This window comes from Zhengella sedimenti, from assembly GCF_046506625.1.
In the GTDB taxonomy this organism is placed as follows: Bacteria; Pseudomonadota; Alphaproteobacteria; order Rhizobiales; family Rhizobiaceae; genus Zhengella; species Zhengella sedimenti.
Map to the genome: position 1 here is coordinate 280,641 of NZ_JBKFFP010000006.1, position 13,314 is coordinate 293,954.

Below are 13,314 nucleotides of genomic sequence, written 5' to 3' on the forward strand. Positions count from 1 at the left end.
ATGCTGGAAGTCAGCAACGCCAGACGCGTGTTCTTTCGCGGTCTGCCCGACGAGAAGGTTGCCCTGGACGGTCTGGATCTCACGCTCGCGACCGGCGATTTCGCCATCGTCATCGGCAGCAACGGCGCAGGCAAGAGCACCCTTCTCAATGCGATCTCCGGCGCACTCATGCTTGATGAGGGCCGGATATCGATCAATGGCGACGATGTGACCTCCATGCCCGTCCATCGGCGCGCCTTCCATGTGGCGCGTGTGTTCCAGGACCCGATGAAGGGCACCGCGTCGAGCATGACGATCGCCGAGAACATGCTTCTCGCGGAGATGCGGCAATCGCGCCCGCGCCTGCGCAAGGGCCTGACCGCGGCCCGCCGGGAACGTTATCGCGAGGAACTGTCCTATCTGGGCCTGGGTCTGGAGAACCGGCTCGACACCGAAGTCTCGCTCCTGTCTGGCGGTCAGCGCCAATCCCTGTCCCTGGTCATGGCGGTGTCCGGCAAGCCCGATATCCTCCTGCTCGACGAGCATACCGCCGCACTTGACCCCCGCACGGCCGACCTCGTGCTGAACGCCACGCTCCGCGCTGTCACGGCATTGAACCTCACGACGCTGATGGTCACCCACAACATGCAGCACGCGCTGGACTACGGGAACCGGGTGGTGATGCTCGACGCCGGCCGGGTCGTCCTGGAACTGGACAGCGAGGAGAAGGCGAAAACCACGGTGCCGGAACTCGTCAGCCATTTCTCGGTCAAGTCCGACCGCATGCTCCTTGGAACCTGATCATGTCGGATGTCCTGTCGGCCTATGTCTCGCTGATACCGGTGACGCTGGCGCAAAGCCTCATTCTCAGCTTCGTGGTGCTGGCGGTGATGATCCCGTTTCGCATCCTCGCCTTTCCGGACCTGACATCCGAAGGCGCCTATCCGCTGGGCGGCTGCGTCTGCGCCGTCGCGCTGATGTCCGGGGTCCCGCCTGTTCCGGCACTTCTCCTGTCTGCGGCAGCCGGCTTTCTGGCCGGTTGCGCCACCGCCTTCATTCATCTGCGTTTCAGGATTCATACCCTTCTGGCAGGCATTCTCGTCACGACGATGCTCTACAGCATAAACCTGCGCATCATGGGAAAGGCCAACCAGCCGGTCTTTCGCGAGGACAAGATCTACGATTACGTCGCCGCTTTCGGCCTTTCGGGAACCCATGCAAAGATCCTGATCGCCGGGGCGCTCGTGGGCATCGTCCTGCTGCTCCTGAACCTGTGGTTCGCCACAGAGCGCGGCACCGCGATGCGCGCCGTTGGCGCCAATCCCGACATGGCTGAAGCCCAGGGCATCAATGTCTGGCGGGCGACCATCGGCGGGATCGGCCTGGCTGGCGCCTTCGCGGCATTCGGCGGCGGACTGATGATCCAGTCGCAGGGTTTCGCCGATGTCAACATGGGGCTCGGCATCCTGATCAACGCCCTTGCCGCGCTGATGATCGGCGAGGCGGTGGTGGGAAAGAAGACCGTGGCACGCCAGATCCTCGCGCCGTTTGCCGGCGCTGTCATCTACTACCAGCTCATTTCCATGTGCCTTGCCATCGGCTTGCCGCCCGGCGACCTGAAGATCGCTACCGGGATTTTCGTGCTTGTCATGCTGGCCGGTCCGGCACTTCGCAATCGCAGGGCCGGACCTGCGCAACGTGATCCCATCAGGGAATGATGCAACAGGACGCACACGGAAAGCCCTGCCCTCCTTGGGCTTTCCGGACGCGGACCTGACCGGGACTTGCCCTGGCGGCGCCTCGCGACGCCGCCACGGACCTTGCACCCATCAATGCGCGATCATGACATGGCGCACGGCGGTATAGTCTTCCAGCGCATAGAGGGACATGTCCTTGCCGTAGCCTGACTGTTTCATGCCGCCATGCGGCATCTCATTGCACAGCATGAAATGGGTGTTGATCCAGGTGCAGCCATACTGGAGGCGCGCGGCACACTCCATCGCGCGCGAGACATCCTTGGTCCAGACCGAGGAAGCAAGCCCGTAATCGGAATCGTTTGCCCAGGCGACCGCCTCGTCGACATCGCTGAAGCGGGTGATCGAGACGACGGGGCCGAACACTTCACGCCGCACGATCTCGTCGGTCTGCAAGGCGCCGGCAATGACTGTCGGCTGGTAGAAAAAGCCGTCGCCGTCATGGGCACGGCCGCCGGCTGTCACTTCCATGTGGTTCTGGGCAATGGCGCGTTCGACGAAGCTCGCGACGCGGTCGCGCTGGCGCTGCGAGATCAGCGGCCCGATCTCGTTCTCGGCGTCGTCGGCATTGGCATATCTGATCGTCGAGACGGCCGAGGACAGGTCGGCGACCAGCTTGTCGTGGATCTTTGGTGCGGCATAGATGCGGCAGGCCGCCGTGCAGTCCTGACCGGCATTGTAGTAGCCGAAAGTGCGCACGCCCTGGACCACGGCGTCAATGTCGGCATCGTCGAAGACGATGACCGGCGCCTTGCCACCCAGTTCCAGATGCGTCCGCTTGACCGACCTGGCGGCCGCCTGCAGCACCTTCTTGCCCGTGGCGACATCACCGGTGATCGAGATCATGTTGACCTTGGGGTGGTTGATGAGCGCATTGCCCACGCTCTCGCCACGCCCCAGCACGATGTTGACGACGCCCTCGGGCAGCACGTCGGCGAGGACCCGCGCCATTTTCAGCGCGGTCAGCGGCGTCTGCTCGGAGGGTTTGAAGACAACCGTGTTTCCACCAGCAATGGCTGGCGCCAGTTTCCAGGCCATCATCATGAGCGGATAGTTCCATGGCGCGATGGATGCGACGATGCCGATCGGGTCACGGCGTATCATGGAGGTGAAGCCGGGCAGATATTCTCCGGCCGCGTTGCCGGGTACGCAGCGCACCGCACCGGCGAAGAAGCGGTAGCAATCGACGATCGCGGGGATCTCGTCGTTCCGGACGGCATTGACCGGCTTGCCGCAATTGAGCGCTTCCAGCGCCGCGAAGGCATCGGCTTCGGCCTCGATCCTGTCCGCGATCTTCAGGAGATAGCCGGAGCGCTCCGCAGGCGTGGTCCGCGACCATGTCGCAAAGGCTTTCTCTGCGGCATCGACCGCCCGGTCGATCTGGCCGCTGCCTGCCTCGGGAAGATGCAGGATCGATTGCCCGGTCTTCGGGTTCAGGATGTTTTCCTCGGCTTCCGATCCCGTCTCGAAACCGGAACCGATCAGCATTTGCGTGTCCATGGGGCTTCTCCCTTTGCATAGTGTTATTTGCCGCTGCCGGCGATCTGGTCGCCATCGCGCGTGAGGTAATAGGCAGCGAGGATCGGCAGGAAGGTCACCAGCACCACCACCATCGCGACCACGTTGGTGACGGGACGCTGGCGCGGCCGGACCAGTTCCTCCAGCATCCAGATCGGTAGCGTCGCTTGCTGGCCGGCCGTGAAGGTCGTCACGATCACCTCGTCGAAGGACAGGGCAAAGGCCAGCATTCCGCCGGCCAGCAGCGCGGTGCCGATGTTGGGCAGGACGACATGACGGAACGTCTGGAAACCGTCGGCGCCGAGATCCATCGAGGCTTCGATCAGCGAGCCGGAGGTGCGCCGGAAGCGCGCGACCGCATTGTTGTAGACGACCACGACACAGAAGGTCGCGTGGCCGAGAATGATCGTCCAGAAGGAGAACGGAATGTCGGCCAGGTTGAAGGCGGAGCGCAGCGCGATGCCGGTGATGATGCCCGGCAGCGCGATCGGCAGGATCACCAGAAGTGAAATCGTCTCGCGGCCGAAGAATTTCGTGCGCGAGACCGCCGCCGCGCAAAGCGTGCCCAGGACGAGCGCGACCAGGGTGGAGATGGCTGCCACGCGCACTGACAGGCCGAGCGCCTCCCAGACATCCGGACGGTTCCATGTGACCGCGAACCACTTCAGCGTATAGCCGGGCGGTGGCCACTGGAAACTTCGGTCTTCCGTCGTGAAGGCATAGACGAAGATCAGCAGGATCGGCAGGTGCAGGAACAGAAGCCCCAGCGCAGCGGCGATCTTGAGGGCAAGCGGCGCGCGGGAATTCCGGTCAGAGCGCATTGAAGGCCCCCTGTCGTTTGGCCATCCACAGGTAGAAACCCATGATCACGATCGGCACGACCGTGAAGGCCGCCGCGAGCGGAATGTTGCCGGCCGTGCCCTGGTGGGCATAGACCGCCTGGCCGATGAACAGCCGCGACGAGCCGATGATCTGCGGGATGATGTAGTCCCCCAAGGTCAGCGAGAATGTGAAGATCGAACCGGCAATGATGCCGGGAAGTGCCAGCGGAAGCAGAACATGGCGGAAGGTCTGCGCCGGAGAGCCGCCGAGATCGGAGGACGCTTCCAGCATGGACTCGGGCACGCGTTCGAGCGCCGCCTGCGTCGGCAAGATCATGTAGGGCAGCCAGACATAGACAAAGACGATGAAGGTGCCGGTGTAGCTGACCGACAGGGAGTTCCCGCCGATCACCGGCAGAGCCAGCCATGCCTCCAGCACGGGTGTCAGGTGCAGCTTGGCGAAAATCCAGTTGAGGATTCCCTCCTTTGCGAGGATCAGCTTCCAGGCATAGACCTTGACCAGGTAGCTCGACCAAAGCGGCAGCATGGCGCCGAGATAGAACAGCGCCTTCCATTTTCCGCGCGCGTAGCGGGCCGCGTAGTAGGCGATCGGAAAGGCGATCACGGCGGAAGCCAGCGTCACCGCCGCGGCCATCGAGACTGTCCGCAGGATTATGTCGAGATTCGACGGGCGCAGCAGTTCCGCATAGGTCTTCAACGTCCACTCGTAGCGGATCAGGCCCGAGAACTCGTCGATCGAAAAGAAACTCTGCGCGAGCAGCGCGAAGAGCGAGCCCAGATAGATGATGCCAAGCCATAGCAATGGTGGCGTCAGCATCAGCACCAAGGTCAGGCGCGGGTTGCGCCACAGGATATCCGACAGCGTGCCGAACAGGCCACCCCGCCCCGCCAGGATGGCGTGCGCGCCCGCGCTCATTGTTCGTCCTCCATCACGTGGAGATCGGCCGGGTTCCACTGGATCGAGACCATCTGCCCTTGCGCCGGCACCGGGCTGCCGGCCGGTAGGAGGACAGTGAGCCGTTGCTCGCCCAGGAAAACGCCGAGCTTCGTCGCCGCGCCGAGATAGGAATGTCCGGTGACCATCGCCTCCACGCCGCCGTCGGAAACCAGGCGGATCGCCTCCGGACGCAGGCTCGCCCAGGCGCGCCGTCCGTCGAGGCGTTCGGTCACGTCCGGCGGCAGCACGTTGGACGAGCCGACGAAATCCGCCACGAAGCGCGAACGTGGCGCCCGGTAGATTTCCTCCGGAGCGCCGATCTGCATGATCTTGCCGTGGTTGAACACGGCCACGCGGTCGGCCATCGACAGGGCCTCGCCCTGGTCGTGGGTGACGAAAACGAAGGTGATGCCGAGCTTGCGCTGAAGCGCCTTGAGCTCTTCCTGCATCTGTTCGCGCAATTTCAGGTCCAGCGCGCCGAGCGGTTCGTCGAGCAGCAGGACCCTTGGCTTGTTGATGAGCGCGCGGGCGAGCGCCACCCGCTGACGCTGCCCGCCGGACAATTGTCCGGGCCGCCTGTCGCCATAACCCGGCAGCCGCACAAGCGCCAGGGCCTCTTCGGCCGCCTTAAGGCGTTCCGCCTTCGGAACGCCACGGATCATCGGCCCGTAGGCGACATTGTCGGCGACGCTCAGGTGCGGAAACAGCGCATAGTCCTGGAACACCGTGTTGACGTTGCGCCGATAGGGCGGAACCCCTTCGGCGGTCTCGCCGAAGATCTCGATATGGCCCGACGTCGGCTGCTCGAAGCCGGCGATCAGGCGCAGGCATGTGGTCTTGCCCGATCCCGACGGCCCGAGCATGGCAAAGAATTCGCCTTCCGCGATCGCCAGATCGACCTCGTCGACAGCACGCACGGCGCCAAAATGGCGGGAGACTCTGGAAAAGGCGACGGCGGTTTGCATGGCATGTCCTGTGGGCCCGTCCGCCGGGGTGGTGCCGGCGGACGCGTTTTTCTTTTCAGGTGGAGGAGTGGCGGTCAGCGGCCGCCGATGACACCGATATAATCGGAGACCCAGCGGTAGTACGGCACGCACTCGCCCTGGCTTTCGCACTTGGTCACCGGCGTCGTCCAGAACTTGATCTTCTCGAAATTGTCGAGCCCGTTGGCCGTGCAGCCTTCGGCTGTCTGCATGCCGCGCCCGTCGGTGCAGGCCGCCGGCACGCTCGGCACCGCCCCGAACCAGACCGAAAGGTCACTCTGCAGATTGGAAGACAGCGAATGCTCCATCCACATGTAGGAGCAGTTCGGATGGGCAGCATCGACGTGCATCATGGTCGTGTCCGCCCAGCCGGTCGCCCCTTCCTGCGGAATGGTCGAAGCGATCGGCTTGCCCTCGCTCTTGAGGATGTTGACCTGGAACGGCCAGGATCCGGACGCGACGATGCCCTCGTTCTTGAAGTCGTCCATCTGGATGAAGGCGTCATGCCAGTAGCGTGCCACCAGCGTGCGCTGCTGGCGCAGCAGGTCGAGCGCGGCCTTGTACTGGTCCTCGTTCAGTTCATAAGGGTTCTTGATGCCCAGTTCAGGCTTGTGAAACATCAGGTAGTTTGCGGCATCGGCGATGTGGATCGGCCCGTCATAGGCCTGCACCCGGCCCTTGTTGGACTCGCCGTCGTCGAGCGTCATTTCCTCGAAGACCACGTTCCAGCTCTTCGGCGCTTCCTTGAAGGCCTCGGTGCTGTACATCAGCACATTCGGGCCCCACATGTACGGAATCCCGTAATGGACGCCGTTCACCGTGTGCCAGGGCGCGTTCTTCAGCCGATCATCGACCGTGTTCCAGCTGGGAACGAGGTCGATGTTGACCGGCTGCACCCGCTTGCCCGCGATCAGGCGCAGCGATGCATCGCCGGACGCGGTCACGAGATCGAACCCGCCCTCGTTCATCAGGGCGACCATTTCGTCGGAAGTGTTGGCGGTCTTGACGTTGACCTTGCAGCCGGTCGCTTCCTCGAACTTGGTGACCCAGTCGAAGTTCTTGTCGGTCTCGCCCCGCTCGATATAGCCGGCCCAGGCAACGATATCGACCTGACCCTCGCCGGGACCGATCTCGGTGAGCATGGCCTGGGCCACGGCCTGGCCGACGAAGGCGCAGCAAAGGGCAAGCGCTGTGCACGATTTGAGAATGGACTTCATGACGGCATCTCCCGTTTCTTGCCACCGCGAGGATGGCGTTCCTGTGTTCCCGGGAGGCAGGTTACGTGCCTGCGCAGCTTTCACAAATTCATTTATCTGAACCTTGATATCGGAATTTCCGAAACCGGGCCGGTTAGCGCGCCAGCCGCTGCGCCTGCGCGATGGCGATGAAATCGCGCGCCGTGCGCGGCAGGGCTGAACCCTTTCGCCACACCACCCCGACCTGGACCATCGGAAGGGAGCCGGAGACATCGCGGGAATCGATGCGATCGCCTTCCAGCGACCATGGCCGGTAGACGAGATCCGGCAGCAGCGCCACGCCGGCGCCCGTCGCAACCAGGCTGCGCACCGCCTCGACCGACCGTGTACGGAACGCGACATTCGGCTTCGCTCCGAATGCGCCGAGCAGCTTGACGGTCGCTTCCTCGATTTCGTCGACGGTCAGCATGATGATCGGCTCGGACGACACGTCGCCAAGGGATATGCTCTCCAGCGCCGACAGGCGGTGGCCGAGAGGCAGCCAGAGCCGGTATGGCGAAACCTCGAGAATATCGGCCTGCAGCGCCATGCGGTCCCGCAGGTTGGAAATGATCGTCACCGCGACGTCGAGTTCACCGCCGATCAGCAGGTGTTCGAGATATTCGCCATTGTCCTCGATCGCGGTCACATTGACGGCCGGGTTGGCGCGCCGGTAGCGGGCAAGGATATCCGACAGCACATAGCCCGCCACGAGCGAGGTGACACCGAGATGCAGGTCGCCGCTCGTCGTGTCGTCCTCGTCACGAAACGCCTGACGCGCGTCCGAGACATCGCGCAGGATCGTGGTGGCGTGTCGCAGGAACTGGTGGCCCCTGTGGGTGATGTTGAGCCCGCGCGGGTGGCGCTCGAACAGGCTGACGCCGAGATCGGATTCAAGCTCCTTGATGGCTTCCGTGACCGCCGATTGCGAGATCGAGAGCGTGTGGGCCGCGCCCGAAACCGTGCCCTGTTCGCACACGGCGACGAAATACTGCAACTGGCGGAGTGTGAATGCCATGTGGGTTCAGGACCGCTCGTCGGGCATCAGAAGCCACGGATCGTGTCTCGATTGGGCTTTTTCATAGCCTGATTTCCCCGGGCGGGAAACCTTGTCGCTGCGCGACTTCCCGACGAACCGGTTTTTTCGGGAACAAATGGAACTTTGCCGCAGCCCGCGCGTACGCACCCTAGCGGGTATGTCAGAAGAAGTGCCGAAACCATCGGCCGGTTACCCCCGGAAAGACGCCTCACGCAGGTCTTGTCGCGGTCGAGGAGGCAAGCATGGCCGAGCAACACGGTAACGGACCGAGTGCACCCGGCGCCTCACGGCGCACGGAAGTGCTGACATTCTTTGTTCTAGCATTCGGAATCTGGCCGATCCTCGCGGTTGGCGTGGTCGGCGGGTACGGGTTCCTTGTCTGGATGTACCAGATACTGGTCGGGCCGCCAGGTCCGCCGGGATCTTGAGGCGTTGTCATGGGAGGATCGATGACACGCCTGAGCCGCCGTGACTTGCTGGCAGTCCGGAGGAAACGGCCTGAACAACCGCGTCCGCCCGGCGTAACCGCAGATACTGTCGAGGCGTGTACAGGATGCGCGTCCTGCGTTACCGCCTGTCCGGAACAGATCCTGACAATGCACGACCGGAAGGTGGCGATCGACTTCAGCCAGGGCGAATGCACGTTTTGCATGGCCTGCGAAGAGGCCTGTCCCGAGCCGGTTTTCACCGGCAATCCGTCGATGGCGCACGTGGCGGCAATCAGCGGCACGTGCCTTGTTCATTCCGGCATTGCCTGCATGACCTGCCGCGATGCCTGTCCGGAAGAGGCGATCCGTTTTCTCCCGCGCATGGGCCGGCCCTTCCTGCCGGTTCTGGACGCAGCTGCCTGCACCGGCTGCGGTGCCTGTGTCGCCCCCTGCCCGGCAGATGCCATTGCCATGCGCACAGGGGAGCCAGCCATTGCCTGATGCGCCCCGATATCATGTTTCCAGCGCCATCGTTTCAACGAAACCCGGCAGCCAGCACGCAGTTCTGGCACGGCTGCGCGGGCTGCAGGGCATCGATGTTCATGCGGCCGATGGAACGCGGATCATCATCACGATCGAAGGCAACAGCACCGGCGAGCTTGGCGACCGGCTGACATCCATTGCCGTCATGGAAGGCGTGGTCGCTGCCAGCATGGTCTTCGAACATTCGGAAAAGGAGGAGGAGATCCGGCCATGAATGAAACGATGAACAGGCGCGATCTTCTGAAGGCGCAGGCCGCGGCCATCGCGGCGGCGACGGCAGGAATTAGCCTGCCCGCCGACGCCCAACCCGTGCCCGGAGGCGTGGATTCGCTGAAGATCAAGTGGTCCAAGGCGCCATGCAGGTTCTGCGGCACCGGCTGCGGTGTGATGGTGGGCGTGAAGGAGGGCAAGGTGGTTGCCACCCATGGCGACATGCAGCACGAGGTCAATCGCGGGCTCAATTGCGTGAAGGGCTATTTCCTTTCCAAGATCATGTATGGCGCCGACCGGCTCACAACGCCACTCATGCGCAAGCGCGGCGGCGTCTTCGACAAGGAGGGCGAGTTCGAGCCTGTCACATGGGACGAGGCCTTTGACGTCATGGCCGCAAAGGTGAAGTCCGTGCTGGCGGAGAAGGGACCGGAAGGCATCGGCATGTTCGGCTCGGGCCAGTGGACCGTCCAGGAGGGCTATGCGGCATCCAAGCTCATGCGCGGCGGTTTCCGCTCGAACAACCTGGAGCCCAATGCGCGCCATTGCATGGCTTCGGCTGCGGCGGCCTTCATGCGCACCTTCGGGATCGACGAACCGATGGGCTGCTATGACGACTTCGAGCATGCCGACGCATTCGTGCTGTGGGGCTCCAACATGGCCGAGATGCACCCGATCCTGTGGACGCGGCTTGCCGACCGGCGGCTGGGTACTCCGGGCGTGAAATGCGCGGTTCTCTCCACCTTCACCCACCGCTCGATGGACCTGGCCGACATCCCGATCGTCTTCAAGCCGGGAACCGATCTGGCGATCCTCAACTACATTGCCAATCACATCATCCAGAAGGGCGCTGTGAACGAGGAGTTCGTGCGCAAGCACGCCACATTCATGACCGGCGCAACCGACATCGGCTATGGCCTGCGCGAGGATCACCCTCTTGAACTCGCCGCAAGCGGTGCCGGCAATGCCGGCCTGATGGAGCCTTCGGATTTCGAGGCCTTCAAGGAGCATGTGGCGGCCTATACGCTCGACTACGTGTCCGAGCTTTCGGGCGTGGAGCCGGGCTTCCTTGAGGAACTCGCCGAACTCTATGCCGACCCGGACGTCAAGGTCATGTCGCTCTGGACGATGGGCTTCAACCAGCATGTACGCGGCGTCTGGGCCAACCAGATGGTCTACAACCTGCACCTGCTCACCGGGAAGATTTCGGAGCCGGGCAATTCGCCCTTCTCGCTGACCGGGCAGCCTTCCGCCTGCGGCACGGCACGCGAGGTCGGCACGTTCGCCCACCGCCTGCCGGCCGATATGGTGGTGACCAACCCCGAGCATGTGGCCCATGCGGAGGAATTGTGGAAGCTGCCACATGGCCTGTTGAACACGAAACCGGGATTCCACGCCGTCCAGCAGGACCGCAAGCTGAAGGACGGCGTGATCAATTTCTACTGGATCCAGGTCAACAACAACCTGCAGGCCGCGCCGAACATCTCCAACGAGACCTATCCGGGCTACCGCAATCCCGACAACCTGATCGTGGTCTCTGATGCCTATCCGACAGTGACGGCGCTGGCAGCCGACATCATCCTGCCGGCGGCCATGTGGGTGGAAAAGGAAGGCGTCTACGGCAATGCCGAGCGGCGCACCCATGCCTGGCACCAGCTTGTCGACGCGCCGGGGGAATCGCGTTCCGACCTCTGGCAACTCGTGGAATTTTCAAAGCGCTTCACCACCGACGAGGTCTGGCCGGCCGAGATCCTCGACGCCAATCCGGATTACCGGGGCAAGACGATCTACGAGGTGCTCTACGAGAACGGCCAGGTGAATGCCTTCCCGACGGCGGATGTCGACCCTGGCTATGCCAATGACGAGGCGGCGCATTTCGGTTTCTACCTGCAGAAGGGGCTGTTCGAGGAATATGCCGCCTTCGGACGCGGCCATGGCCACGATCTGGCGCCCTACGATGTTTATCACGAGGTTCGCGGCCTGCGCTGGCCGGTTGTCGACGGCAAGGAGACGCTATGGCGTTTCCGCGAAGGTTATGACCCCTATGTCGAGCCGGGCGCCGGCGTAAAGTTCTACGGACGGCCGGACGGGCGGGCGGTCATACTCGCCGTGCCCTATGAACCACCGGCCGAAAGCCCGGACGACGAGTACGAGTTCTGGCTCGTGACGGGCCGCATGCTCGAACACTGGCATTCGGGCTCCATGACCATGCGCGTGCCCGAACTCTACAAGGCGGTCCCCGGCGCAGTGCTGTTCATGAACGCCGCCGATGCGCGGGACCGGGGGCTCAACCAGGGTTCGGAGGTTCGCGTGATCTCACGGCGCGGCGAGGTGCGCCTTCGCGTCGAGACGCGCGGGCGCAACCGCATGCCGCGGGGGGTTGTCTTCGTGCCCTGGTTCGATGCTTCCAAGCTCATCAACAAGGTGACGCTGGACGCCACTGACCCGATCTCCAAACAGACGGATTTCAAGAAATGCGCAGTCAAGATCGTTTCCGCCTGAGGCGCGCGCGCCTCTTTGCCGCCGCGCTGGCCGCCTCTGTCGCCACGGGCGGGGTCGTCGCCCAGGAAGCCGTCCGGCGGGCGGCTCCCGAACTCACTGGACCGCAACAGCCCATGGAGTCCGTCGAGGCCGAACCCATCCCGCGGCGCATTACCGACGATGTCCGCATGATGCGCCAGTATCCGGAACAGCCGCCGGTCATTCCGCACTCGATCGAGGGCTACCAGCTCAGCGTCAATGCCAACCGCTGCCTGTCCTGCCATCGCCGCGAGGCGACGGAAGGCTCGGGCGCGCCGATGATCTCGATCACGCACTACATGACGCGTGAAGGCCAGATGCTGGCCGATGTTTCCCCCCGGCGTTATTTCTGCACCGCCTGCCATGTATCCCAGGCGGATACGGCGCCGCTGGTGGAGAACACGTTCACCGACATGAGCGAATTGGGCACCGGCATGGCGGGGAGCGAATAGATGAACTGGATTCGCCGCTTGTTCCGACGCATCTGGACCATTCTTGCCACCCCGGCCGGGACGCTCGGCATCGGCTTCCTGACGCTGGGAGGTTTCGTGGGCGGCGTGATGTTCTGGGGGGCCTTCAACACCGCGCTGGAAGTGACCAATACGGAAGCCTTTTGCATCTCCTGCCACGAGATGGAGAACAACGTCTTCCAGGAATTGACCCGCACGGTGCATTTCTCTAACCGGTCCGGCGTGCGGGCCTCCTGTCCGGATTGCCATGTCCCGCATGAGTGGACCGACAAGATCGCACGCAAGATGCAGGCCTCGAAGGAGGTCTGGGGCAAGATCTTCGGCACGATCAGCACGCGGCAGAAGTTCCTCGACAACCGGCTGGAGCTGGCAAAGCACGAATGGGCGCGGCTGAAGGCCAATGACAGCCTGGAATGCCGCAATTGCCATTCGGAAGCAGCCATGGACCTGTCGCGGCAGGCGCCACGGGCCGCCGAGATTCATACCGAATACCTCCTGTCAGGTCAGGCCACCTGCATCGACTGCCACAAGGGAATCGCCCATGAGTTGCCGGACATGACGGGCGTCGAGCCTGGCTGGATCGCTCCGGAACAGCTTCAGGGTGACAGGCTCCCGGGCATCGGCTCCGATGAAGAGGCGGCTCTGCGCGACTATCTTGCCACGGAAACGGCCATGCGGGACATCGCGGCCAAGTGACTGCCTGAATCACCGCGTGAAAAAGCCCGTCCAGACAGCCCAGTCGGGACACTGGCAGAAAGAAAGAAACGATTCGGGATCAATGGTGGGTGATGTAGGGATCGAACCTACGACCCGCTGATTAAGAGTTCTATCGTAAATTGTTACTTTTCAATGCCTT

Annotated in this window: 14 protein-coding genes; 8 read left to right on the plus strand and 6 right to left on the minus strand. The window is 63.3% G+C overall.

Annotated elements, in window-relative coordinates; translation table 11 throughout:
• Both ACLB6G_RS17140 and ACLB6G_RS17145 read left to right on the plus strand, forming a co-directional pair.
• Positions 1-780 carry an ABC transporter ATP-binding protein gene (locus ACLB6G_RS17140; protein WP_410357426.1) on the plus strand — a complete coding sequence of 260 codons (780 nt, stop codon included), beginning with the start codon at positions 1-3 and terminating at the stop codon, positions 778-780.
• Between the two features lie 2 nt (positions 781-782).
• A complete protein-coding gene (locus ACLB6G_RS17145) occupies positions 783-1,697 on the plus strand; it encodes an ABC transporter permease (RefSeq protein ID WP_410357427.1) in 915 nt (304 codons plus the stop codon).
• Positions 1,698-1,808: 111 nt separating this feature from the next.
• Here the strand turns inward: ACLB6G_RS17145 and ACLB6G_RS17150 are convergent, their stop codons facing one another.
• The 6 genes from ACLB6G_RS17150 to ACLB6G_RS17175 form a co-directional block, all read right to left on the minus strand.
• A complete protein-coding gene (locus ACLB6G_RS17150) occupies positions 1,809-3,233 on the minus strand; it encodes a gamma-aminobutyraldehyde dehydrogenase (RefSeq protein WP_410357428.1) in 1,425 nt (474 codons plus the stop codon).
• Between the two features lie 23 nt (positions 3,234-3,256).
• Positions 3,257-4,072: an ABC transporter permease gene (locus ACLB6G_RS17155; protein ID WP_410357429.1), complete on the minus strand. Its 816-nt coding sequence runs from the start codon at positions 4,070-4,072 to the stop codon at positions 3,257-3,259.
• Positions 4,062-5,009 (minus strand): ABC transporter permease, encoded by a 948-nt coding sequence (locus ACLB6G_RS17160; RefSeq protein WP_410357430.1) that lies wholly within the window; start codon positions 5,007-5,009, stop codon positions 4,062-4,064. The genes ACLB6G_RS17155 and ACLB6G_RS17160 overlap by 11 nt, the downstream gene beginning before the upstream one ends.
• Positions 5,006-5,995: an ABC transporter ATP-binding protein gene (locus ACLB6G_RS17165; protein WP_410357431.1), complete on the minus strand. Its 990-nt coding sequence runs from the start codon at positions 5,993-5,995 to the stop codon at positions 5,006-5,008. The genes ACLB6G_RS17160 and ACLB6G_RS17165 overlap by 4 nt, the downstream gene beginning before the upstream one ends.
• A gap of 74 nt (positions 5,996-6,069) precedes the next feature.
• Positions 6,070-7,230 (minus strand): ABC transporter substrate-binding protein, encoded by a 1,161-nt coding sequence (locus ACLB6G_RS17170; RefSeq protein WP_410357432.1) that lies wholly within the window; start codon positions 7,228-7,230, stop codon positions 6,070-6,072.
• A gap of 133 nt (positions 7,231-7,363) precedes the next feature.
• Positions 7,364-8,266: a LysR substrate-binding domain-containing protein gene (locus ACLB6G_RS17175; protein ID WP_410357433.1), complete on the minus strand. Its 903-nt coding sequence runs from the start codon at positions 8,264-8,266 to the stop codon at positions 7,364-7,366.
• Positions 8,267-8,529: 263 nt separating this feature from the next.
• Here ACLB6G_RS17175 and napE point away from each other — a divergent pair, with 263 nt between their 5' ends.
• From napE to ACLB6G_RS17205, 6 genes are read left to right on the plus strand one after another with little or no spacing between them, the layout of a single operon-like run.
• Positions 8,530-8,715 (plus strand): periplasmic nitrate reductase, NapE protein, encoded by a 186-nt coding sequence (gene napE, locus ACLB6G_RS17180; RefSeq protein ID WP_410357434.1) that lies wholly within the window; start codon positions 8,530-8,532, stop codon positions 8,713-8,715.
• A 9-nt stretch (positions 8,716-8,724) separates the two neighbouring features.
• Positions 8,725-9,216 (plus strand): ferredoxin-type protein NapF, encoded by a 492-nt coding sequence (locus ACLB6G_RS17185; RefSeq protein ID WP_410357435.1) that lies wholly within the window; start codon positions 8,725-8,727, stop codon positions 9,214-9,216.
• Positions 9,209-9,472 carry a chaperone NapD gene (locus ACLB6G_RS17190; RefSeq protein ID WP_410357436.1) on the plus strand — a complete coding sequence of 88 codons (264 nt, stop codon included), beginning with the start codon at positions 9,209-9,211 and terminating at the stop codon, positions 9,470-9,472. Before ACLB6G_RS17185 ends, ACLB6G_RS17190 begins: the two co-directional genes overlap by 8 nt.
• A complete protein-coding gene (gene napA / locus ACLB6G_RS17195) occupies positions 9,469-11,970 on the plus strand; it encodes a periplasmic nitrate reductase subunit alpha (RefSeq protein WP_410357437.1) in 2,502 nt (833 codons plus the stop codon). Before ACLB6G_RS17190 ends, napA begins: the two co-directional genes overlap by 4 nt.
• Entirely contained in the window at positions 11,943-12,440 is a 498-nt protein-coding gene (locus tag ACLB6G_RS17200) for a nitrate reductase cytochrome c-type subunit (RefSeq protein WP_410357438.1), read from the plus strand. Before napA ends, ACLB6G_RS17200 begins: the two co-directional genes overlap by 28 nt.
• Positions 12,441-13,154, plus strand: a complete 714-nt coding sequence (locus ACLB6G_RS17205) for a cytochrome c3 family protein (protein WP_410357439.1) — start codon at positions 12,441-12,443, stop codon at positions 13,152-13,154.
• The last annotated feature ends 160 nt before the right edge of the window (positions 13,155-13,314 follow it).